The 23,087-nt window shown below is 62.6% G+C and carries 16 protein-coding genes; 15 read left to right on the top strand and 1 reads right to left on the bottom strand.

Annotated features, from left to right (window positions below; all coding sequences use genetic code 11):
- Positions 1–15: 15 nt before the first annotated feature.
- The 14 genes from VE092_RS07300 (at position 16) to VE092_RS07235 (ending at position 19,936) form a co-directional block, all read left to right on the top strand.
- Complete coding sequence (locus VE092_RS07300; RefSeq protein WP_324875302.1) at positions 16–2,181, top strand: putative bifunctional diguanylate cyclase/phosphodiesterase; 2,166 nt, start codon at positions 16–18, stop codon at positions 2,179–2,181.
- Positions 2,182–2,578: 397 nt separating this feature from the next.
- The gene (gene scpB, locus VE092_RS07295) at positions 2,579–3,622 is read left to right on the top strand and encodes an SMC-Scp complex subunit ScpB (protein ID WP_324875300.1); all 1,044 of its coding nucleotides are present in this window, start codon (positions 2,579–2,581) and stop codon (positions 3,620–3,622) included.
- Positions 3,609–5,690 carry a 23S rRNA pseudouridine(2605) synthase RluB gene (gene rluB, locus VE092_RS07290; RefSeq protein ID WP_324875298.1) on the top strand — a complete coding sequence of 694 codons (2,082 nt, stop codon included), beginning with the start codon at positions 3,609–3,611 and terminating at the stop codon, positions 5,688–5,690. The genes scpB and rluB overlap by 14 nt, the downstream gene beginning before the upstream one ends.
- A gap of 385 nt (positions 5,691–6,075) precedes the next feature.
- Positions 6,076–6,570: a ribosome maturation factor RimP gene (rimP, locus tag VE092_RS07285; protein WP_006464325.1), complete on the top strand. Its 495-nt coding sequence runs from the start codon at positions 6,076–6,078 to the stop codon at positions 6,568–6,570.
- Complete coding sequence (gene nusA / locus VE092_RS07280) at positions 6,567–8,126, top strand: transcription termination factor NusA (RefSeq protein WP_324875295.1); 1,560 nt, start codon at positions 6,567–6,569, stop codon at positions 8,124–8,126. Before rimP ends, nusA begins: the two co-directional genes overlap by 4 nt.
- Positions 8,127–8,178: 52 nt before the next feature.
- A complete protein-coding gene (gene infB, locus VE092_RS07275) occupies positions 8,179–11,049 on the top strand; it encodes a translation initiation factor IF-2 (protein WP_324875293.1) in 2,871 nt (956 codons plus the stop codon).
- 109 nt (positions 11,050–11,158) lie between these two features.
- Positions 11,159–11,551, top strand: a complete 393-nt coding sequence (rbfA, locus tag VE092_RS07270) for a 30S ribosome-binding factor RbfA (RefSeq protein ID WP_006464329.1) — start codon at positions 11,159–11,161, stop codon at positions 11,549–11,551.
- 98 nt (positions 11,552–11,649) lie between these two features.
- On the top strand, positions 11,650–12,666 hold the full coding sequence (gene truB / locus VE092_RS07265; protein WP_324875291.1) for a tRNA pseudouridine(55) synthase TruB: 1,017 nt from the start codon (positions 11,650–11,652) through the stop codon (positions 12,664–12,666).
- Positions 12,667–12,849: 183 nt separating this feature from the next.
- Entirely contained in the window at positions 12,850–14,691 is a 1,842-nt protein-coding gene (gene typA, locus VE092_RS07260) for a translational GTPase TypA (RefSeq protein WP_198981151.1), read from the top strand.
- A gap of 614 nt (positions 14,692–15,305) precedes the next feature.
- Positions 15,306–16,319 (top strand): tRNA dihydrouridine(20/20a) synthase DusA, encoded by a 1,014-nt coding sequence (gene dusA, locus VE092_RS07255; protein WP_324875289.1) that lies wholly within the window; start codon positions 15,306–15,308, stop codon positions 16,317–16,319.
- A gap of 66 nt (positions 16,320–16,385) precedes the next feature.
- Positions 16,386–17,507: a bifunctional 3,4-dihydroxy-2-butanone-4-phosphate synthase/GTP cyclohydrolase II gene (gene ribBA / locus VE092_RS07250; protein WP_324875288.1), complete on the top strand. Its 1,122-nt coding sequence runs from the start codon at positions 16,386–16,388 to the stop codon at positions 17,505–17,507.
- Positions 17,508–17,564: 57 nt separating this feature from the next.
- Positions 17,565–18,050, top strand: coding sequence for a 6,7-dimethyl-8-ribityllumazine synthase (ribH, locus tag VE092_RS07245; protein ID WP_324875286.1), 486 nt, complete (start codon positions 17,565–17,567; stop codon positions 18,048–18,050).
- 114 nt (positions 18,051–18,164) lie between these two features.
- A complete protein-coding gene (gene nusB / locus VE092_RS07240) occupies positions 18,165–18,635 on the top strand; it encodes a transcription antitermination factor NusB (RefSeq protein WP_324875284.1) in 471 nt (156 codons plus the stop codon).
- A 116-nt stretch (positions 18,636–18,751) separates the two neighbouring features.
- A complete protein-coding gene (locus VE092_RS07235; RefSeq protein WP_324875282.1) occupies positions 18,752–19,936 on the top strand; it encodes a pyridoxal phosphate-dependent aminotransferase in 1,185 nt (394 codons plus the stop codon).
- A 95-nt stretch (positions 19,937–20,031) separates the two neighbouring features.
- Here VE092_RS07235 and VE092_RS07230 read toward each other — a convergent pair whose 3' ends face one another.
- On the bottom strand, positions 20,032–21,033 hold the full coding sequence (locus tag VE092_RS07230; protein WP_324875280.1) for a transglycosylase SLT domain-containing protein: 1,002 nt from the start codon (positions 21,031–21,033) through the stop codon (positions 20,032–20,034).
- A gap of 463 nt (positions 21,034–21,496) precedes the next feature.
- Between VE092_RS07230 and ubiD the strand changes: the two genes are divergently transcribed.
- Entirely contained in the window at positions 21,497–22,981 is a 1,485-nt protein-coding gene (ubiD, locus tag VE092_RS07225) for a 4-hydroxy-3-polyprenylbenzoate decarboxylase (protein WP_324875278.1), read from the top strand.
- The last annotated feature ends 106 nt before the right edge of the window (positions 22,982–23,087 follow it).

Raw genomic sequence — 23,087 nt, 5'->3', positions numbered from 1 at the left:
AGACACGATGTCGTTATGAAAACAGTTGCTTCACGGGCCCTGTGCCGCCATGAGCCCGGCCGGGATCAGGCCGTCGTCGCCATGGCGCGTCCGCCGCGCCTGCTGGAAACCTTGCTGGCCAATCTCGACGGCATGGTCTACCGTTGCCGCGACGATGCCTACTGGACCCTCGAATTCGTCAGCGACGGCTGCCAGGCCCTGACCGGTTATGTGCCGGAGGATCTGCTGCTCAACAGCCGTCTGTCCTTCCTGGAACTGACCCACCCGGATGACCGCGAGATGGTGCGCGCCCATATCGAGGCCTGTCTGCGCGAGCGCCGGCGTATCGACATCGAATACCGCATCCTGCATGCCGATGGCAGCCTGCGCTGGGTATGGGAGCGCGGGGTGGGGCTGTACAACGCGGCCGGCAAGGTGGAGGCCATGGAAGGCTTCCTGCAGGACGTGACCGAACGCAAGGAGGCGGCCCAGGCGCTACAGGAGGCCGAGCGGCGCTACCGCAGCATCTTCGAGAATGCCATCGAGGGCGTGTTCCAGACCACGCCGGACGGCACCTACATCGCTGTCAATCCGGCGCTGGCGCGCATCTACGGCTATCACTCGCCGGAAGACCTGATCGTCGGTCTGCGCGACATCAGCCACCAGCTCTACGTGGAGCCGGAGCGGCGGAGCGAATTCATGCGCCTGATGGAGCAGCATGGCTCGGTGTCCAATTTCGAATCACGGGTGTACCGGCGCGATGGCGACATCATCTGGATTTCCGAGAATGCGCGGGCGGTGTATGACGATGGCGGCAGGCTGATCTGCTACGAGGGCACGGTGGAAGCCATCACCGAGCGCAAGCTCTATGAAGCCGAGATGCGCCACCAGGCCACCCACGATGCGCTGACTGGCTTGCCCAATCGCAACATGCTGCATGAACACCTGCAGCGCGCCATCCAGGTGGCGCGCCAGAAGGGCGGCCTGACGGCGGTGGTGTTCGTGGATCTGGACCAGTTCAAGTTCATCAACGACAGCCTGGGGCACCAGGTCGGGGACGAGCTGCTCAAGACTGTGGCCCAGCGCCTGCAGGCCTGTTTGCGCGATACCGACATGGTGGCGCGCCAGGGCGGTGACGAATTCGTGCTGGTGCTGCAGAACCAGACCGGCGGCGAACTGGGTATCGCCGAGGTCATGCAGCGTATCCTGGCGGCGGTGGCGCGCCCCTGGCAGGCCGGGGACCGCGAATTCCAGGTGACCGCCAGCATCGGCGTGAGCCGCTATCCGGCCGACGGCAAGGATGTGGAAACCCTGCTCAAGCAGGCCGATTCGGCCATGTACCGCGCCAAGGAGCAAGGGCGCAACAATTTCCAGTTCTTCGCGCCCTGGATGGACACCCAGGTCAGCAATCGTCTGGAAATGCTCATCAACCTGCGTCGCGCGCTGGATCAGGACGAGTTCAAGCTGTACTACCAGCCCAAGCTGAGCCTCAAGGACGGCCGCGTCATCGGCGCCGAGGCCCTGATCCGCTGGCAGTCGCCCGAGCAGGGCATGGTGCCGCCGGACCGCTTCATTCCCTTCGCCGAGGATGCCGGCCTGATCGTGCCCATCGGCGAATGGGTGCTGCGCACCGCCTGTCACCAGAACAAATGCTGGCAACAGGCCGGTTTGCCGACCATTCCGGTGGCCGTGAACCTGTCGCCGCGGCAGTTGAACCAGAGCCTGCCTGACTTCGTGAGCGGCGTGCTGGCGCAAAGCGGGCTGGCGGCCTCCTGCCTGGAGCTGGAGATCACCGAAAACGTGGTCATGAAGGATGCCGAGAAGAGCGTGGCCACCTTGCATGCCCTCAAGCGTCTGGGCCTGCAGATCTCGGTGGATGACTTCGGTACCGGCTATTCGAGCCTGTCCTACCTGCGCCGCTTCCCGGTCGACGCCCTGAAGATCGACAAGTCCTTCGTGCGCGACATCGCGCGCGACGCCGACAGCGCAGCCATCGTCAAGGCTGTCATCTCGCTGGCGCACATCCTGAACCTGCGGGTCATTGCCGAAGGGGTGGAGGACGAGGAGCAGCATGCTTTCCTCAAGGAAAATGCTTGCGATGAAGTACAAGGTTATTATTTTGGCAAGCCCATGACGGTCGAGGATTTCACCGCCTGGTTCAGGCGCCAGGCCGAAGATGCCGCGGCCATGTCACGTAAATAATCGTGCGCGGCGTCCAACAGGCTCCATCCGCGGAAATCTTTGTGCTACACTCCGCGCAGAACTTTTGATGCCTTGCGCCCGACCGCCGCAGCCTGTGCGGACAACAAAGTCTCCATGACGCAAGGCCGGTAGTTGAAAAGGTGCAGGTCGGCCGTCCGCAACCCAGCGACATGACGGCTTTGCGAAAGCGCGATATCTCCGCGACGCCGATTTGCCCGGGTCTTAGATTCCAGCTCATTCAATCTCCAAACACCGGAAGGTAGCGCCGCCGCTTCCAGCACTGCGCAAGTCTTGCCGCACCTGGTCTGGTCGCAGGCCCGGTTCGTCGCAAGCCTGCCGGACGGAGAACAGCTGCAAGCCGAACTTTTGTTAACAACAAGACGCACAAGAGTGGTACATGAATATTGCTGAGGCCAAGAAAGTCCTCGAAACCGCATTGCTTTGCACGCATGAGCCGCTGTCGATCAATGACCTGAAGAAGCTGTACGTCGATCCCGAGAGCGAGGAGAGCAGCGATATCAATGCCGAGATGATCCGACAGATGCTCGACGAGCTGCGCACCGAGTGGGCCGACAAGGGCGTGGAAGTGGTCAGCCTGTCTACCGGCTGGCGCTTCCAGAGCCGCAAGGAAATGAAGGTCTACCTGGAGCGCCTCAATCCGGAGAAACCGCCCAAATATACTCGCGCTACCCTGGAAACGCTGGCCATCATTGCCTACCGCCAGCCGGTCACGCGGGGCGATATCGAAGAGATTCGCGGCGTGGCGGTCAATACCCAGACCATCCGCATGCTGGAAGACCGTGGCTGGATCGAGTCCATCGGTCATCGCGACGTCCCGGGCCGACCGGCCCTGTTCGCCACGACGCGCAAGTTCCTGGATGATCTGGGCCTGAGTTCGCTGGAGGAATTGCCGCCGCTGCAGCAGGTCAGCGGCGAAGCGGCTGCCCAGGGCGCGCTGCTTGAATTGCAGGCCCTTGAAGGTGGCGCGGCGGCCCTGGCCGAAGAAGAGCCGGGCGAGGATGAAGGCGCGGCCAGCGATGCCGGGACGGCAGAAGAGGCGCCGGTGGCGCAGCTCGCCGCCGATGAGGTCGATGGCGGGCACACCTTGCTGAGCGGGGAGGCTGAGGCGGATGAAGCGTCGCCACCCGGACAGCCAGATCAGGCAACAAGTGAAGCAGTAAGCGAAGATGTCGTGGCACCTGCGGTCGCAGAAGCCACGGAGATCGCAGCCGCCGCAGGGGAAGAGCGCGCTGCGGGCAGTCAGGACGCTTCCCCGGAAGCGCAAGAACCTTTTGAGCAAGACGTTGCCGTAACTGGCACGGACGCCATCGAGGCCGCCGACGAAGCGGCAGGCGAGCACAACGACACCACCGAGCGGGCCGATCAGCGGGAAGATGACGCGCGTCCGCCACATCCAGATTCGAAGAATGAAGCCAACTAGTTCCAAAGACGAGACCCAGGTCGACCTGGCCGCGGCTGACGCCGCCGCATCCGACAAGCCGGTGAAGAAGCGCACCCGCAGACCTGCGGCCGGTGCTGCACCTGACGCCAGCGAACAGCCTGCAGCGCCGGCTGCGGACGCCGCAGCAGGTGCCGATACGGCGCCCGTGGCTGCGAAGAAGCGTGCTCCCCGTGCCAAGAAGGCAGTGGCCGAGGAATCGGCGCCTGTGGCAGACGCTTCCGTGCAGGAGGCCGCCGCACAAGAACCTGTCGAGCCGGTCAAGAAACCACGCGCCACCAAGCCGCGCGCCAAGAAGGTCGACCAGGCCCCCGACGGCGCGGCGTCGGCTGCGTCGGCCCAGTTGAGCCTGGAAATCGAATCGGCCCCGCCGCCGGTCAAGCCCAAGCGTGCCGCCAAGCCCAAGGCTGCTGCCCAGCCTGAAGCGGCGCCGGTTTCCGTCCCGGCCCCCGCTCCTGCCGAGCCGCCCAAGGTCATCGTGACCGTAGGTGAGGAAGTGGTGGCGCCGCCGGTGTTGCTGGACGCCCCGGTGGACCCCAACCGTGCCAAGCCGGCCCGCCGTGGTGTACGCGGCCCCCGCGCCCTGCGCAACAACCGTGCTGCCCAGCGCGCTGCTGCCGGTGCCGAGGCAGGCGCTCCGGCCAAGGGCGAGAATCCGTCCGCGCCGGAACAGCCACGCGGCCAGTTCGGCAAGAACAATGCACAGGGCGGCCACAATGGCCAGTCCGGCCAGCAAGGCAAGAAGAACTTCGACAAGAACGGCAAGAAGCCCAAGGCCCCGCAACTCGGCCTGCGTGCGAGCGAGCCGGTGGATGACATCTTCTCCTATGTGACCTCCGAAGCCTACGACCGTGACGAAGGTGGCAAGGCCGGTGGTCGCCAGGCGCACCAGATGCGCGGCAAGAACGGTCGCCGCGACCTGACCGCCGAGGATGATGCTCCCAAGCTGCACAAGGTGCTGGCCGACGCCGGCCTGGGCTCGCGCCGCGACATGGAAGAGCTGATCGTCGCCGGCCGTGTCTCGGTCAATGGCGAGCCGGCCCACATCGGCCAGCGCATCCTGCCCACCGATGCCGTGCGCATCAATGGCAAGCTGATCCAGCGCAAGGTGAGCAAGCGTCCGCCGCGCGTGCTGGTGTACCACAAGCCATCCGGCGAAATCGTCAGCCATGCCGATCCGGAAGGACGCAGTTCCGTATTCGATCGCCTGCCGACCATGAAGGCCGGCAAGTGGCTGGCCGTGGGGCGCCTGGACTTCAACACCGAAGGCCTGCTGCTGTTCACCACTTCCGGTGACCTGGCCAACCGCCTGATGCACCCGCGCTACAACATTGAGCGTGAATACGCCGTGCGTACCCTGGGCGAGCTGGAAGAGGGCATGCGCCAGAAGCTGTTGAGCGGCGTCGAACTCGATGACGGTCCGGCGCAGTTCTCGCGCATCGCCGACGGCGGTGGCGAAGGCGTCAACAAGTGGTATCGCGTGACCATCGGCGAAGGCCGCAACCGCGAAGTGCGCCGCATGTTCGAGGCGGTAGGCCTGACCGTGTCGCGCCTGATCCGTACCCGCTATGGCGCCATGACGCTGCCGCAGACCTTGAAGCGCGGTCGCTGGGAAGAGCTGGAAGAAAACGCCGTGCGCAACCTGATGGCGGCCTGCGGTCTGGAAAAACAGGCTGGCGAGGCCAAGTCGGGCAATGGTGGCAAGCCGCAGGGCAACGCGCCTCGCGGCAATGCGATGCAGAACAAGGGGCCGCAGAAAGGCCGCAGCAGCGGCAATTTCGGCAACCAGGGCGGCAATTACGGCGGCCAGGGTGGCAATGCCGGGGGCGGCAACTACGGTGGCGGCAATTACGGTGGTAACAAGGGCGGCAACAAGGGTGGCCAACCCAAGAGCCGCCAGCCTGACCCGCTGCAGACCGCATTGGGCTTCCCCGACGCCGGCAACGGCCAGCGCCGCGGCAATCGCCCGCAGCGTGGTGGCGGCAACAGCGCGGCCAACTACATGCTGGGCGGCCTGCCGGGCATGAATCGCCGTCGCGGCGGTCGCTGATGCAGTGAATTGTCCGGCGGCAATGCCGCGGACAATTCGGCCTGTCATGCTGCGATAAGCCCCGCAGGAGTGCGCCAATGACGTTTTTTATGGACGTTTTTGGCGCCTTCTTCACATTTCTGCCAATTCGGGATTTGCTGTCAATACCTGGATCGGTTATAATGTGTTAGTTAAACGCAACCTGCCGCGAATCGCATATGTGATAAATCATTGATAGATCCGCCTGCGCCCCGATGTGTTGGAAGTCCGGCGGTTCGCGTGATGTGTGATCTCGATTTGTGTAGAGATAACAAAAGATGGGCAGATGCCCATTTTTTTTTTGCTGTTCAATTTTGGATGTCTGCCTGCCACTGCGGCAAAGCAGCGTTGTCATGGAGAAAAAGTCTTGCAATTGCTGGAACTGATCGAATCCACCCTTTCGGGCCTGGGCTACGAACTGGTCGAGTTCGAGAAGGCGCCGCGCGGTCTGGTGCGCGTCTTTATCGATTTCCCGTTCGATCCTGATGCGGAGGAAGCGCGTTCGATCACCGTCGAGGATTGCGAGAAGGCGACGCATCAGCTGCTGCACGTCTTCACCGTGGAAGACGTGATCTATGAGCGTCTGGAGGTTTCCTCGCCTGGCCTGGATCGCCCCCTGAAGAAATTTACCGACTTCGTGCGTTTCGTGGATTGCGAAGCCGTGGTCAAGTTGCGCGTGCCGCTGCCCGGCACGTCCAACCGCAAGACCTACGAAGGCGTGCTGCGGGCGCCCGAAGGCGAGGAACTGGTACTGGAATTTGAAGCAAACGATGGGTCGGCTGCCGTGTTGAATTTCACGCTGGCCGATGTGGATAAGGCACACCTGGTGCCGCAGGTCGATTTTAGGAGTCGCAAAGGATGAGTCGCGAAATTTTGTTGTTGGTCGATGCGCTGGCGCGCGAAAAGAACGTCGATAAGGAAGTCGTCTTCGGCGCATTGGAGCATGCCCTGGCGCAGGCTACCAAGAAGCGCTATGAAGGCGAGGTCGACATTCGCGTCTCGATCGACCGCGAAAGCGGCGAGTTCGAATCCTTCCGCCGCTGGCACGTGGTGCCCGACGAGGCCGGCCTGCAACTGCCTGACCAGGAAGTGCTGCTGTTCGAAGCCAAGGAACAGTTCCCCGATATCGAAGTCGACGAATACATCGAAGATCCGATCGAGTCCGTGGAATTCGGCCGTCGCTTCGCACAGGACACCAAGCAGGTGGTCCTGCAGCGCATCCGCGACGCCGAGCGCGAGCAGATCCTGGCCGACTTCCTGGCCCGTGGCGATGCCCTGGTGACCGGCACCATCAAGCGCATGGAGCGCGGTGACGCCATCATCGAATCCGGCAAGATCGAAGCCCGCCTGCCGCGCGACCAGATGATCCCGAAGGAAAACCTGCGCATCGGCGACCGTGTCCGTGCCTATATCCTGCGCGTGGATCGCGGTGCCCGTGGCCCGCAGGTGATCCTGTCGCGCACCGCGCCGGAATTCATCATGAAGCTGTTCGAGCTGGAAGTGCCGGAAATCGAACAAGGCTCGCTGGAAATCAAGTCTGCCGCACGTGATCCGGGCGTACGCGCCAAGATCGCCGTCTACACCGCCGACAAGCGCATCGACCCCATCGGCACCTGCGTGGGCATGCGCGGTTCGCGCGTGCAGGCCGTCACCGGTGAACTGGGTGGCGAGCGCGTGGACATCGTGCTGTGGTCGGAAGACCCGGCGCAGTTCGTCATCGGCGCGCTGGCCCCGGCCAACGTCACCTCCATCGTGGTCGATGAAGAAAAGCACGCCATGGACGTGGTGGTGGATGAAGAGAACCTGGCCATCGCCATTGGTCGCGGCGGTCAGAACGTGCGTCTGGCAGCCGAACTGACCCGCTGGCAGATCAACATCATGACGGCCGAGGAATCGGCCGACAAGTCGGCGGCCGAGACCGCGCTGATCCGTACGCTGTTCATGGAAAAGCTCGATGTCGACCAGGAAGTGGCCGACATCCTGGTCGAGGAAGGTTTCTCGACCCTGGAAGAAATCGCCTACGTGCCGATCAACGAGATGCTCGAGATCGAATCGTTCGACGAAGAGACCGTCAATGAGCTGCGCAACCGCGCCCGCGACGCCCTGGTGACCGAAGCGATCGCCTCCGAAGAAGGCCTGGAAGGCATGGAAGAGGAGCTGATCAACTTCGAAGGCCTGGACCGTGTGCTGGCCGGCAAGCTGGGCCTGGCTGGCGTGAAGACGCTGCCGGCCTTCGCCGGCCTGGCTTATGACGAATTCGGCGCGATCCTGGCCCTGCCTTCCGAGCGCGCGCGCCAACTGATTGAAAATGCATTTGAAGATGTGACCGACGATGAAATGAAGCTCATCGATTCCAAATACGATGAGCGCGCCAAGGCCCTGCAGGCCAAGGCATGGAGCGCAGTAGAAGGCCGCTGAGAAGCGGAGCGTCTCCACATCATCTGCCGAGCCACATAGAAAAGAGGACTGAATGGCGAGTAACAACGTTGCCCAATTTGCCACCGAGCTGAAAATGCCCGCTGACCTGCTGCTGACCCAGCTGCGTTCGGCCGGCGTCGAGAAGAGCTCTGCATCCGATTCCCTGTCGAAGGAAGACAAGGACCGCCTGCTTGAACACCTGCGCCGAGCGCGTGGGGCCGCGCCGGAAGGCGAGAAGAAAAAGATCACGCTGACCCGCAAGGAAACCACCGAGATCAAGCAGGCCGATGCAACCGGCAAATCGCGCACGATCCAGGTGGAAGTGCGTAAGAAGCGCACCTTCATCAAGCGGGACGAGCCTGGCGTGGAAGAGACTGCAGCGCGTGCTGCGGCGCCTCAGCGCGACCCGGCCATCGAAGCGCAGGAACGTGAGCAGGAAGAGGCTCGCCGTCAGGCCGAACTGAAGGCTCAGCAGGAGCGCCTGGCGCAACTGGAGGCCGAACGTGCCGCCCAGGCCAAGGCTGCCGAGCTGGAACAGCAACGCGCCCGCGAAGAAGCCGAGGCCGAGGCCAAGCGCCAGGCTGCGGAAGCCGCCGCTGCGGCTGCCGAAGCCGAAAAGGCCAAGGCTGCTGCCCCGGCCGCCACGGCTGCCGCCGCCGCACCGGCTCCGGCCGTCGACCCGGCTGCTGAAGAGAAGAAGCGCGCTGCTGCCGAGGAAGCCAAGAAGAAGGCCGAAGCCGCCGCCAAGGAAGCCGCCGACCGTGCTGCCGCCGCTGATCGCGCGCGCAAGGCCGTGGAAGACGAAGTGGCGCAGATCAAGGCCATGATGAATGCGCCGCGTCGCGTCATCAAGGCGCCTGAGCCCGCGCCGGCCGCCGCCAAGACCTCCGAGGGTACGCTGCACAAGCCGGCGACCGCGGCCAAGCCGGGCGAGAAGAAGGATGACAAGAAGCCGGTCGTGGCTGCAGACAAGAAGTCGATCAAGTCGGCCAACGTCTCGTCGACCTGGCAGGACGACGCCAAGAAGCGTGGCACCGGCGGCATGAAGTCGCGCGGCGCTACTGGTGGCGGTGGTCGCGATGGCTGGCGTGCCGGCCCCAAGGGCCGTCGTCATTCGCACGGCGATGACCAGCGCGAAAGCAACTTCCAGGTGCCCACCGAAGCCGTGGTGCACGATGTCTATGTGCCGGAAACCATCACCGTGGCCGAAGTGGCCCACAAGATGGCGGTCAAGGCATCCGAGGTCATCAAGCACCTGATGAAGCTGGGCCAGATGGTCACCATCAACCAGGTGCTGGATCAGGAAACCGCCATGATCGTGGTGGAAGAAATGGGCCACCGTGCCCACGCCGCCAAGGCGGAAGATCCGGAAGCGCTGCTGGTCGAAGGCGAAGAACACGCCGACGCCGAAGCGCTGCCGCGTGCACCGGTGGTCACTGTCATGGGGCACGTCGACCACGGCAAGACCTCGCTGCTGGATTACATCCGTCGCACCAAGGTGGCCTCGGGTGAAGCCGGTGGCATTACCCAGCACATCGGTGCCTACCACGTGGAAACCCCGCGCGGCATGATCACCTTCCTGGATACCCCGGGCCACGAGGCGTTCACCGCCATGCGTGCCCGTGGTGCCAAGGCGACCGACATCGTGATCCTGGTGGTGGCAGCCGACGACGGCGTCATGCCCCAGACCAAGGAAGCGATCGCCCACGCCAAGGCCGGCGGCGTGCCGCTGGTGGTGGCGATCAACAAGATCGACAAGCCGGGTGCCAATCCCGACCGCGTCAAGCAGGAACTGATCGCGGAAGAAGTGGTGCCGGAAGAATACGGTGGCGATGCCCCGTTCATCCCGGTATCGGCCAAGACCGGCGAAGGCATCGACTCGCTGCTGGAAAACGTGCTGCTGCAAGCCGAAGTGCTGGAACTGACCGCACCGGTGGACGTGCCGGCCCGTGGCCTGGTCATCGAAGCCAAGCTGGACAAGGGCCGTGGCCCGGTGGCGACGATCCTGGTGCAATCCGGTACCCTGAAGCGCGGCGACGTCGTGCTGGCCGGTTCGGCCTATGGCCGCGTGCGCGCCATGCTGGACGAAAACGGCAAGAACATCGCCGAGGCAGGCCCGTCCCTGCCGGTGGAAATCCAGGGCCTGACCGAAGTGCCCTCCGCCGGTGAAGAAGTGGTGGTCATGACCGACGAGCGCAAGGCGCGCGAAATCGGCCTGTTCCGCCAGGGCAAGTTCCGCGACGTGAAGCTGGCCAAGCAGCAGGCCGCCAAGCTGGAAAACATGTTTGACCAGATGACCGAAGGCGAGGTCAAGAACCTGCCGATGATCATCAAGACCGACGTGCAAGGTTCGCAGGAAGCACTGGTGCAGTCGCTGCAGAAGCTGTCCACTAGCGAAGTGCGCGTCCAGGTGGTGCATGCCGCCGTGGGTGGCATCAGCGAAAACGACGTCAACCTGGCAGTCGCCTCCAAGGCGGTCATCATCGGCTTCAACACCCGTGCCGACGCATCGGCTCGCAAGCTGGCCGAAGCCTCGGGCGTGGACATCCGTTACTACAACATCATTTACGATGCGGTGGACGAGGTGAAGGCCGCGATGTCCGGCATGCTGTCGCCGGAGAAGCGCGAACAGGCACTGGGTCTGGTGGAAATCCGCCAGGTGTTCGTGGTCAGCAAGGTGGGTTCGATTGCCGGCTGCTACGTGCTGGAAGGCCTGGTCAAGCGTGGCTCGCAAGTGCGTCTGCTGCGCAACAACGTGGTGGTGTGGACCGGCGAACTGGATTCGCTCAAGCGTTTCAAGGACGACGTCAAGGAAGTCAAGTCGGGCTTCGAGTGCGGTCTCTCGCTCAAGGGCTACAACGACATCGAAGTGGGCGATCAGCTCGAAATCTTCGAAGTCCAGGAAGTCGCCCGTACCCTGTAATGCAATACGCCGGCGCATCGTTCGCGATGTGCCGGCATCACTGGCAAGATCCGTCGCAGCAACGCGGGAATCCTCCCGCCACGCCATCGGCGGATTGTTTTTTTAAAGCATGGCAAAACATAGCAAATCCATTCCCGGGCGCGGCTTGCGCGTAGCCGACCAGATCCAGCGCGATCTGTCGGAGTTGATCGCCTTCGAGCTGAAGGACCCGCGGGTGGGCATGATCACCATTACCGAAGTGCAGGTCACGCCGGATTACGCGCACGCCAAGGTTTTCTTCACCACGCTGGTGGACAACCCGGATGCGATCAAGAACACCCTGGCCGGGCTGCGCAAGGCGGGCGGTTACCTGCGTACCCAGCTGGGTCGGCGCCTGACCATCCACACCTTGCCGGAACTGCATTTCGTGCACGACAACTCGACCGCGCGCGGCATTGAAATGTCGCGCCTGATCGACGAGGCCAACGCTACCCGCGCCAAGGATTCGGACGACGAGGCCTAAGCCAGGCGTCGGCTGCGTCGTAGCATTGCAGTTTTCTCCTTCATCTTCGCACCGGTCTGCGATCCCTTCATCGGGGCGCGAGGCCGGTCTTGCATTTCATGGCTGACAATATGACGGCGGACACCGCGTCCGCTTCCCCCGATAGTGCGCTGGAGCAGGGCAAGCGCAGCAAACGCGGCCAGCCGCAACGGCCGCCACGTCCTCCGCGCGTGCCGGTGCATGGCGTGTTGCTGCTGGACAAGCCGGTAGGCCTGTCCTCCAACGACGCCCTGATCCGCGCCAAGCGCATGCTCAACGCGCCCAAGGCCGGCCATACCGGCACGCTGGACCCGTTTGCCACCGGCTTGCTGCCGCTGTGCTTCGGCGAAGCCACCAAGTTCTCGCAAGACCTGCTGGAAGCCGACAAGACCTACGAGGCGCTCGTGCACCTGGGTGTGCGCACCGATACCGGCGACACCGAGGGCCAGGTCATCGGTGAGCGGCCGGTGGAGGTCAGCGTGGCGCAGATCGAAGCCGCGCTGGCGCAGTTCCGTGGCCCGATCCGTCAGGTTCCTCCCATGCACTCGGCCTTGAAGCGAGATGGCAAGCCCTTGTACGAATACGCTCGCGCCGGCATCACGCTGGAACGCGAGGCGCGCGACGTGACCATCCATGCGCTGGAGTTGCTGGATTACCAGGCGCCGATGTTGCGTATTCGCGTCACCTGCAGCAAGGGGACGTATATTCGCGTGCTGGGTGAAGATATCGGCGAGGTCCTGGGCTGTGGTGCTCACCTGAACGCACTGCGCCGCATCTGTGTCGGCCCGCTGACGCTGGAGGGTGCGGTCACGCTGGAACAGTTCGACGCCCCCGGCGACGTCGACTCGCGCAAGGCCATGCTGTTGCCCGTCGATGGCCTGCTGCGCAGCTTCCCGGCAGTGCAACTGACGGATGAACTGGCGCGCCGTTTCCTGCACGGGCAGCGGCTGCCGCTGGGCAAGGAGGGCGTGCCCGTACCGGATCAGACCGGCCGGGTGCGCGTCTATCGCAGTTCGGATGGCGCCTTGCTGGGCACCGGGTTGTTGCAGGAATACGCCATCCTGGCGCCGGAACGGCTGGTGTCCACGGCCTCCTAGAAATCAGCCAGACCCAGCACGAAAGCAGCACAAAACAGCAGCAAAGCGGTTTGCAGCAGGTCTTCCCGGGGGATGCTCCGGGCGCTGGCAAGCCGTTGAAAACACAGGTTTTTTCAAAGTTCATGCGTCGCAACATGCTATAATGCGCGCCTCCCAAGAATCGGCATTCCAACCACAGTCACCATGTCAAACAATATCCGCGCAATTCGCAACATCGCCATCATCGCCCACGTTGACCACGGCAAGACCACCCTGGTGGACCAGCTGCTGCGCCAGTCCGGTACCTTCCGCGACAACCAGCAAGTGGACAACCGCGTGATGGACTCCAACGACATCGAAAAGGAACGTGGCATCACCATCCTGTCGAAGAACTGCGCGGTGGAGTACAAGGGCACCCACATCAACATCGTCGATACCCCTGGCCACGCCGACTTCGGCGGTGAGGTCGAGCGCGTGCTGTCGATGGTCGACTCGGTGCTGCTGCTGGTGGATGCCCAGGAAGGCCCGATGCCGCAGACCCGCTTCGTGACCCGCAAGGCGCTGGCCCTGGGCCTGAAGCCGATCGTGGTCCTCAACAAGATCGACCGCCCGGGCGCACGCGCCGAGTGGGCCATCAACGCCACCTTCGAACTGTTCGACAAGCTGGGTGCGACCGAAGAACAGCTGGACTTCCCCGTGATCTACGCTTCGGGCCTGAACGGCTACGCCAGCCTGGATCCGGAAGCGCGCGACGGCAACATGGAGCCGCTGTTCGACGCCATCCTGAAGTACGTCCCGGCCCGCAAGGATGACCCGGACGCGCCGCTGCAACTGCAGATCACCTCGCTGGAATACTCCTCCTACGTCGGCAAGATCGGCGTCGGCCGTATCCTGGCCGGTCGCGTCAAGGGTGGTCAGGACGTGGTCTGGATGAACGGTCCGGAAGACAAGCCCACCAAGGCCCGCATCAACCAGGTGCTGACCTTCAAGGGTCTGGAGCGCGTGCTGGTGGACGAAGCCCTGGCCGGCGACATCGTGCTGATCAACGGTATCGAGGAAATCGGCATCGGCTCCACCATCTGCTCGCCGGATGCGCCCAATGGCCTGCCGATGCTGAAGGTGGACGAACCGACCCTGACCATGAACTTCATGGTCAACACCTCGCCGCTGGCTGGCCGCGAAGGCAAGTTCGTCACCACCCGCCAGATCCGCGATCGTCTGGAAAAGGAACTGAAGTCCAACATGGCCCTGCGCGTGGTCCAGGCCGAGAACGACGACTCGACCTACGAAGTGTCGGGCCGTGGCGAATTGCACCTGACCATTCTGATCGAAAATATGCGCCGCGAAGGCTTCGAGCTGGCCGTGTCGCGTCCGCGCGTGGTGTTCCGCATGGTGGATGGCGTTCGTGAAGAACCGTACGAAAACCTGACTGTCGACGTCGAAGAAACCCACCAGGGTGGCGTGATGGAAGAACTGGGCCGCCGTCGTGGCGACCTGCAGAACATGGAACCGGACGGCAAGGGCCGTGTGCGCCTGGAATACCACATCCCGGCACGTGGCCTGATCGGTTTCCAGGGTGAATTCATGACACTGACCCGCGGCACCGGTCTGATGAGCCACGTGTTCGACGACTACAAGCCGGTTGACACCACCAAGGGTGAACTGGCCGGCCGTCGCAACGGCGTGCTGATCTCCCAGGACGACGGCGCCGCCGTGGCCTACGCACTGTGGAAGCTGCAGGATCGCGGCCGCATGTTCGTCAGCCACAACGACCCGGTGTATGAAGGCATGATCATCGGCATCCACTCGCGCGACAACGATCTGGTGGTCAACCCCATCAAGGGCAAGCAGCTGACCAACGTGCGCGCTTCAGGTACCGACGAAGCCGTGCGCCTGGTGCCGCCCATCGAGCTGTCGCTGGAATACGCGGTGGAATTCATCGAGGACGATGAGCTGGTCGAAGTTACCCCGAAGAGCATTCGCCTGCGCAAGCGTCACCTGAAGGAACACGAACGCAAGAAGGCATCGCGCGAAGAATCGATCTAAGGGAGTGGGGTGGCCGGCAACGGCCGCCGGAGTGAGGCAGGTTGTGTTGATATGTGGTTTGTGAATAACTGATATCAGCACAATAAAGCAGACAGCCATGATGCACTGCCATATAGTTACACCTGTCTCCTCCAATTTCCTCCTAAAGAATTGGATTCAAGCCCGCAACTTCGGTTGTGGGCTTTTTTTTTGCCGATTTCGCCGGACCGACCGATAAGGCGCTTTCCGGGCTTCCCGGCTGTGTTTCGGCACCGGATTTGTCTTCATCTCTTTGTCAGTAGAGATGAGCATTTGTCCAAAATAGATTTTGTTGCGCTGTTTTTGTGCATTGCGAAATGACGACTGCCGGTTTGTGGTGCAGAATCGAGTCCGCTGTACGAAAAATCCTATCTCGAAGAGGATAGAGGGGACACCAGCCCGCAACGCGCAAGCCTTGCGGGCTTTCTATTTGTCGCTGCTATCTGCCATTGCTAGCCATTGCTGGCGTAAGCTGGAAAGACCCTCGGGACGGCGCCGAAGTACCATTGCGATGATTGCGGCGAGTGTGGCTATCCCATCGTCGCCCCCGCGCCCGAAGGCGCAAACGAACCTTGATTGATGCATTTCGTCAGCCCATGAAGAAAGACCTGCCTCCGCGCACCCTGAGCGTCGCCCCCATGATGGACTGGACCGACCGCCACTGCCGCGTCTTCCACCGCCAGATCACGCGCCATACCTGGCTCTACACCGAGATGGTGACCACCGGTGCGCTGCTGCACGGGGACGTGCCGCGCCATCTCGATTTCGATGAGCAGGAGCATCCTGTCGCCCTGCAACTGGGTGGCAGCGAGCCGGCCGACCTGGCGCACAGTGCGAAACTGGGTGAGCAATGGGGCTATGACGAGATCAACCTGAACTGCGGCTGCCCCTCCGAGCGCGTGCAGAAGGGGGCGTTCGGCGCCTGCCTGATGGGCGAGCCGGCGCTGGTCGCCGATTGCGTCAAGGCCATGCGTGATGCGGTGTCGATTGATGTGACGGTAAAGCATCGCATTGGCATCGACCAGGTCGAGTCCTACGACTTCGTGCGTGACTTCGTTGGACAGATTGCCGATGCCGGTTGCAAGACCTTCATCGTGCATGCCCGCAACGCCATCCTCAAGGGGCTGAGTCCCAAGGAAAACCGCGAGATCCCGCCACTGAAGTATCACTACGCCTACCAGCTCAAGAAGGATTTCCCGCAGCTGGAAATCCTCATCAACGGCGGTATCAAGACCCTGCCCGAGATCGATGAGCATCTCCGGCATGTGGACGGTGTCATGCTGGGCCGCGAGGCGTATCACAATCCCTACCTGATGGCGGCTTTCGATGCCCGCTACTACGGCGATCTGGACGGTGGCCGCCAGCCCAGCCGGACTGAGGTGATCGAAGCGATGTTGCCGTATATCAAGCGTCAGCTGGAACTGCACGGCGACAATGGCCGCGGCCTGCGCCTCAACAGCATCACCCGCCACATGCTGGGCCTGCTGACCGGCATGCCGGGCGCGCGTGCCTTCCGCCAGACCCTGTCGGACTCCAAACGGCTGGCGCTGGGGGACCCGGCGCTGTTGCTGGAAGCCCTGCAGCGTACCCAGGCCGCACAGGCTGCGTAATTGGGCAACGGAGGAGGCTCGCAATCCTTTAAAATAGCGGGTTCCAATTGGGAAAAGAGCTCGAATATGCCACTTGCTACAACCGAAGAAATCGTCGCCGAACTCCGTGCCGGTCGCATGGTGATCCTGGTCGATGAAGAAGACCGCGAAAACGAAGGTGACCTGGTGCTGGCCACCGACTTCGTGACGCCCGAAGCCATCAATTTCATGGTCACGCATGCGCGTGGCCTGGTCTGCCTGACGCTGACCGAAGAGCACGTGGATCAGCTCGACCTGCCGCTCATGGCCACCCGCAACGGCACGGCCTACGGCACCAATTTCACTGTTTCCATCGAGGCCGCCGAAGGCGTCACCACCGGCATCTCCGCCGCCGACCGCGCGCGTACCATCCAGGTGGCCGCCTCCAAGGGCGCCAAGCCCTCCGATCTGGTGCAGCCGGGGCATATCTTCCCCTTGCGCGCCCAGAAGGGTGGCGTGCTCATGCGCGCCGGCCATACCGAAGCCGGTTGCGATCTGACGGCCATGGCTGGACTCACGCCGGCGTCGGTGATCTGCGAAATCCTGAAGGAAGACGGCACCATGGCCCGTCTGCCGGACCTGCTGGAATTCGCCGAGAAGCACAAACTGAAGATCGGTACCATCGCCGACCTGATCCATTACCGCAGCCGTAACGAAAGCATCATCGAGCGCGTGGCCGAGCGCGAGATGCAGACCGCCCATGGTACGTTCAAGGCCATCGCCTATCGTGACACGCCCTCTGGTGGCGCCCACCTGGCGCTGGTGCGTGGCGACATCCAGCCGGGCCAGGAGACCCTGGTGCGCGTGCATCAGCCGGTATCCATCCTGGACCTGCTGGAAGCCGGCGTGACCACCCACTCGTGGAACCTGGCTTCGGCCATGAAGGCGGTGCAGGAAGCGCCGTCCGGCGTGATCGTGCTGCTCAACTGCGAAGAATCGGCGCAGCAGATGTTCGACCAGTTCGGCGCGCTCAACAAGGTCGGTACGCCGCAGGCGGCCAAGCCGACCCGTGCCGAGCGCATGGATCTGCGCACCTATGGCATCGGCGCCCAGATCCTCAAGGACATTGGCGTGTGCAAGATGAAGCTGCTGGCCAGCCCGCGCAAGATGCCGTCGATGGCCGGCTTCCAGCTGGAAGTCACCGGCTACCAGACCCGCGACGGCGTCTGATGACAGCCTCACGCCAGTACGTAATTACGCAAGTCAACCAATCGAGAAGGAACAGCCATGACCATCGGAACCTATGAACCAGACTTCAATGGCGAAAGCTTGCGCATCGGCATCGTCCAGGCGCGCTTCAACGAAGACGTCTGCCATGGCCTGCTGGCCGCCTGCCTGGCCGAACTCAAGCATCTGGGCGTGGCCGACGAGGACATCCTGCACGTGACCGTGCCGGGCGCGCTGGAAATCCCGCTGGCACTGCAGAAGATGGCCGAGACCGAGCAGTTCGACGCCCTGATCGCACTGGGTGCCGTCATCCGTGGCGAGACCTATCACTTCGAACTGGTCTCCAATGAGTCCGGCGCCGGCATTACCCGCATCGGCCTGGACTTCGGTCTGCCCATCGCCAATGCCGTGCTCACCACCGAGAACGACGAGCAGGCAGAGATCCGCATGGCCGAGAAGGGCGCCGATGCCGCGCGTGTGGCGGTGGAAATGGCCAACCTGTCCATCGTGCTGGAAGAGCTGGGCCAGGCCACCGAAGAAGAATAAGCCCCTCCCGCCGTGCCGCTTGCAGCGCAGGCGGCACGGTAGTGCCGCCACCTGTCAGGGGTCGGTACTCGCATTCATCAGTTTCAGTCATTCAAGGCCCCGGCCGCATTCATCATGTCGAACAAATCTCAACACGCCAATTCGAACAAGAACCGCACCCCGCGTCATCGCGCTCGCGAGTTCGCGTTGCAGGGCTTGTACCAGTGGCTGCTCAATCACGAGGACGCGGGCGCCATCGAAGCCCATATCCGCGAGGCCCACGGTTTCGACAAGGCCGACGCCGAGCATTTCGATACGCTGCTGACCGGCGCCATCCGCGATGCCGAGAAGCTGCGCGCCGGCCTCTCGCCGCTGATCGACCGTCCCATCAAGGAGCTGTCGCCGGTGGAGCATGCGGCGCTGCTGATCGGCGCCTACGAGCTGCAGAACCACATCGAGATTCCCTACAAGGTGGTCATCAACGAAGCGGTTGAGCTGACCAAGTCCTTCGGTGGCATCGATGGTCACAAGTACGTCAATGGCGTGCTGGACCGTTTTGCGGCCCAGACGCGCGCCACCGAAGTGGAAGCTGCCGGCCGTCGTTGAGCCGGATTCGGCTCGCCTTCGCGGCGAGCCTGCAAGGCTGCCTTCATCGTCCCGGGTTTGCTTCCGTTTTACCCCCGTTTTGTCCCTGTTGTGTGTTCGTTGTCGGGAATTAGTGCATGAACCTGAACCAACTGGCTGCACGTCTGCAGCACATCGCCCCCTTCCATGTGATGGAATTGTCCAAGAAGGCTGCCGTGCTGGAGCAGCAGGGGCGTCACCTGATCCATATGGGCATCGGCGAGCCGGACTTCACGGCGCCGCCCGCCGTCGTGGAGGCGGCGACCCGCGCCATGCACGAGGGCAAGATGCAGTACACCTCGGCGACCGGTCTGCCGGCCTTGCGCACGGCGATCTCGCAGCACTATCGCCAGGTCTATGGCCTGGACATCGCACCGGAACGCATCGTGATCACCGCAGGCGCCTCGGCGGCGCTGCTGCTGGCCTGTGCGGCGCTGGTGGACCGGGGCAGCGAAGTGCTGATGCCGGACCCCAGCTATCCCTGCAATCGCCATTTCGTGGCCGCCTTCGAAGGCCAGGCCCGGCTCATCGCCAGCGGTCCGGAACACCGTTTCCAGCTGTCGGCGCAGATGGTGCGCGAGCACTGGAGCGAGGCTACCCGCGGTGTGCTGCTGGCGTCGCCGTCCAACCCCACGGGTACCTCGATTCTTCCCGATGAATTGCGTGCCATCGTGGGTGAGGTGCGTCAGCGTGGTGGCTTTACCATCGTCGACGAGATCTACCAGGGCCTGTCCTATGAGGGCGAGCCGTTCTCGGCACTGTCGTTGGGTGATGACGTGGTGGTCATCAACAGCTTCTCCAAGTATTTCAACATGACCGGATGGCGCCTGGGTTGGCTGGTATTGCCGCCGGCGCTGGTGCCTCAGGTCGAGAAGCTGGCGCAGAACCTGTTGATCTGCGCTTCCTCGATTGCCCAGCATGCGGCCGTGGCCTGCTTCATGCCGGAAACCATCGCGATCTATGAAGAGCGCAAGGCCGAATTCAAGCGTCGTCGCGACTACATCGTGCCGGCACTGGAAAGCCTGGGATTCACCGTACCGGTGGTGCCGGACGGGGCCTTCTATGTCTATGCCGACTGCAGCGCGCTGTCTGATGATGCCGACCAGCTGAGCCTGGACATGCTCAACGAAGCCGGCGTGGTGCTGGTACCGGGCCTGGATTTCGGCCCCTTTACCGCGCGGCGCTATATCCGCCTGTCCTATGCCACCTCGATGGAAAATCTGCAGGAGGCGGTTGCTCGGCTGCGGGTGTTCTTTGCCCAGCGCAGGCAGGCTGCTGCCTGAGCGGCAGGTCTGCCGCAGCCATAAAAAAAGGAGCCCGAGGGCTCCTTTTCTGCGTTCTGAATACCGGTAATATCCAAATCGCAACACACCATCCTTTACAGGGCAGCGAGTTGTTCTTCCACCTTGGGCTTGCTCGCCGAGGCCACATTGTTGCTGGCGGCCTTGGGCTGGTCGGCGCTGGCGGCCACGCCGGAGGCCGGCGGCAGCTTTACGGTGGCGGTGGTGTAGATCGAGATATTCTTGCCCATCGCGACCTGTTTCAGATTCTGATATTCGGACAGTACCTTGACGCCATAGCCGCCGTCGTTGGCCATGTCGGCTGCGCCCACGTAGCTCTTCAGGCCGGCTTCGATGGAACCGCCACGGGTGACGTATTCCTTCAGGATCTGCGAACCGACACGAATATTGGCCACTGGGTTGAGGGCTGCCTTGATGCCACCCAGCTCCTGGAATTTGTCATGGTGCACCTTGGCCATCACCTGCATCAGCCCCTGCGCGCCCATCGGGCTTTCCGCGAAGGGATTGAAGCGCGATTCGATGGCAATCACCGACAGGATCAGCAGCGGATCGAGCTTGATATCGCGTGCGGTCAGGTAGGCCGCCGAGACCAGCATGTCGGCGGCATCGCTGGCGACGCGGTAGCGCTTGGCCAGCCAGTTGGTGACCAGCTTCTGCTGACGCGGGTTACCCAGCAGCTGGCGGTCTTCCGCCGACAGGCTCTGCGGCGAGACCGGGCTGATCGGCGCAGGTTGCACCGAATCGGCCGTCATCGCACCGGCCAGGGCAGCTGTGGTGGCCACCGGAGTGGTGGGCGACATCAGCTCGGCCAGGCCGGGCGTGGTCGGCGCATCGGCCTGCTGGACTTCTTCCGTGGCGTCGGAGAAGGGCGACATGCTGATCAGCTTGTCGGCCAGTTCCGGATTGAAGAACATCAGACCCAGTACGAACAGCGCGGCAATGCCGAGTATCGTCAGAACACGATGGGCGATGCCGAAAAATTGAGCAATGCGCGAGTCCCCGGAAAGCATCCGGAAATTCACGCGGCGAACCACCTGCGGGGCGCCTGATAAGGGCGCCTCGGAAGCCTGGTTGGACATTGAACCTCCTGCGTTATTGCGGCAAAAACAGGGCGCGCCTGGCCAAGAAGTGGAGACCAAACGGCTGGACTGTCGTTGCTGCAATCTATTACGTTACCGTCGCAAGGCGTTACGGCAAGGCCATCCGCGAGGCCTGCTGGCCCTGCCGTCGGATGGCATGTTTCGGGGGGTAGGGCTGACGCCCTGGACACACTTCTTGAGTTGCTGGGACCCCGGATCCCTGGATACCTTGCTTGGCTCGACTGTTTTCGATCAAGCCTCTACGAGCCCACGGCTCACCTCTTCGGTTTAGAGTGGGCGCATTGTAGAAGCCACTTTATATCGAGTCAATACTATGAAAATAGTTCTTTATAACTTTTGTATATCATATTCAACGTGGCCTTTCTTCAAAAATCAATAGAATCAAGCGTTTGCCGGGGATAGTTGAGCCGGCTGTGATGCAAAAAGAAATTTGTTAAAAAGTATGAAATACACTGATTTGCGGGATTTTATTTCCCAGTTGCAACAAAAAGGAGAGCTAAAACGCGTCGCTCACCCGGTTTCGTCCCATCTGGAGATGACCGAGATTGCCGATCGCACCTTGCGGGCGGAAGGCCCGGCGCTCCTTTTTGAGCAGGTCGATCAGAAAAATATCCCTGTTTTAGCGAATCTTTTCGGTACACCGCATCGGGTGGCGCTGGGCATGGGCGCCCACAGCATCACCGAATTGCGCCGCATCGGCCATCTGCTGGCGCGCCTGAAGGAGCCGGAGCCGCCCAAAGGCATCAAGGATGTGCTGGATCTGGGAACGCTGGTGAAGTCGCTGTGGGACATGGCGCCCAAGGAGCGTGGCTCGGCACCGTGCCAGGATGTGGTGTGGGAGGGCAAGGACGTGGACTTGTCGCGCCTGCCCATCCAGCATTGCTGGCCCGGCGATGTCGCGCCACTGATCACCTGGGGTCTGGTCATTACCAAGGGGCCGCACAAGAAGCGCCAGAACCTGGGTATCTACCGCCAGCAGGTGCTGGGTCCGAACAAGGTCATCATGCGCTGGCTGGCGCATCGCGGCGGCGCTCTGGATTTCCGCGAGCACTGCATCGCCAATCCGGGCCAGCCCTATCCGGTGGCAGTCGCGCTGGGTGCCGATCCGGCTACTATATTAGGTGCGGTGACGCCGGTGCCGGATAGTCTGTCCGAATACCAGTTCGCTGGCCTGCTGCGCGGCAGCCGGACCGAGCTGGTCAAGGCCATGGGCAGCGAACTGCGGGTGCCGGCCTCGGCCGAGATCGTGCTGGAAGGGCATATCTATCCGGACGAAAAGCATGCCTCCGGATTCGAGCACGCGCTCGAAGGTCCCTACGGCGATCACACCGGTTACTACAATGAACAGGACTGGTTCCCGGTCTTCACCATCGACCGCATCACCATGCGACGCGATGCCATCTATCACTCCACCTATACCGGAAAGCCGCCTGACGAGCCGGCCGTGCTCGGCGTAGCCTTGAATGAAGTGTTCGTGCCACTGCTGCAGAAGCAGTTCGCCGAGATCACCGATTTCTACCTGCCCCCGGAAGGTTGCAGCTACCGCATGGCAGTGGTGCAGATGAAGAAGTCCTATGCCGGTCACGCCAAGCGGGTGATGTTCGGGGTGTGGAGTTTCCTGCGTCAGTTCATGTACACCAAGTTCATCGTGGTGGTAGACGAGGATGTGGACATCCGTGACTGGAAGGAAGTGATTTGGGCCATCACCACGCGGGTGGACCCGGTACGCGATACCGTCCTCGTCGATAACACGCCCATCGATTACCTGGACTTCGCTTCGCCCATCAGCGGACTGGGCAGCAAGATGGGCATCGATGCGACCAACAAGTGGCCGGGCGAAACCAGTCGCGAATGGGGTACGCCGATCGTGATGAGCGATGAGGTGAAGAAGCGCGTCGATACCATCTGGAAGGACCTGGGCATTTGACGTTGCGCCGCCGCAGTCACAGGGCCACGCACTGCCTCTCGAGGCGGCGAACGTGGTCCACGCCCCGGCGTGGCCTTGCGGTTTGTGACGCACTGCAATGATTTAG

The organism is Herbaspirillum sp., from assembly GCF_035644555.1.
In the GTDB taxonomy this organism is placed as follows: Bacteria; Pseudomonadota; Gammaproteobacteria; order Burkholderiales; family Burkholderiaceae_D; genus Herbaspirillum.
This window is presented reverse-complemented; position numbering and strand designations above follow the sequence as displayed.

What these genes read in the sequence shown, in the direction of transcription:
- typA (WP_198981151.1), top strand. Translation starts at nt 12,850, where the DNA reads ATGTCAAACAATATCCGCGCAATTCGCAACATCGCCATCATCGCCCAC.
- rbfA (WP_006464329.1), top strand. Translation starts at nt 11,159, where the DNA reads ATGGCAAAACATAGCAAATCCATTCCCGGGCGCGGCTTGCGCGTAGCC.
- rluB (WP_324875298.1), top strand. Translation starts at nt 3,609, where the DNA reads ATGAAGCCAACTAGTTCCAAAGACGAGACCCAGGTCGACCTGGCCGCG.
- infB (WP_324875293.1), top strand. Translation starts at nt 8,179, where the DNA reads ATGGCGAGTAACAACGTTGCCCAATTTGCCACCGAGCTGAAAATGCCC.
- truB (WP_324875291.1), top strand. Translation starts at nt 11,650, where the DNA reads ATGGCTGACAATATGACGGCGGACACCGCGTCCGCTTCCCCCGATAGT.
- nusB (WP_324875284.1), top strand. Translation starts at nt 18,165, where the DNA reads ATGTCGAACAAATCTCAACACGCCAATTCGAACAAGAACCGCACCCCG.
- ribH (WP_324875286.1), top strand. Translation starts at nt 17,565, where the DNA reads ATGACCATCGGAACCTATGAACCAGACTTCAATGGCGAAAGCTTGCGC.
- VE092_RS07230 (WP_324875280.1), bottom strand. Translation starts at nt 21,033, where the DNA reads ATGTCCAACCAGGCTTCCGAGGCGCCCTTATCAGGCGCCCCGCAGGTG.
- VE092_RS07300 (WP_324875302.1), top strand. Translation starts at nt 16, where the DNA reads ATGAAAACAGTTGCTTCACGGGCCCTGTGCCGCCATGAGCCCGGCCGG.
- scpB (WP_324875300.1), top strand. Translation starts at nt 2,579, where the DNA reads ATGAATATTGCTGAGGCCAAGAAAGTCCTCGAAACCGCATTGCTTTGC.
- ribBA (WP_324875288.1), top strand. Translation starts at nt 16,386, where the DNA reads ATGCCACTTGCTACAACCGAAGAAATCGTCGCCGAACTCCGTGCCGGT.
- ubiD (WP_324875278.1), top strand. Translation starts at nt 21,497, where the DNA reads ATGAAATACACTGATTTGCGGGATTTTATTTCCCAGTTGCAACAAAAA.
- VE092_RS07235 (WP_324875282.1), top strand. Translation starts at nt 18,752, where the DNA reads ATGAACCTGAACCAACTGGCTGCACGTCTGCAGCACATCGCCCCCTTC.
- nusA (WP_324875295.1), top strand. Translation starts at nt 6,567, where the DNA reads ATGAGTCGCGAAATTTTGTTGTTGGTCGATGCGCTGGCGCGCGAAAAG.
- dusA (WP_324875289.1), top strand. Translation starts at nt 15,306, where the DNA reads ATGAAGAAAGACCTGCCTCCGCGCACCCTGAGCGTCGCCCCCATGATG.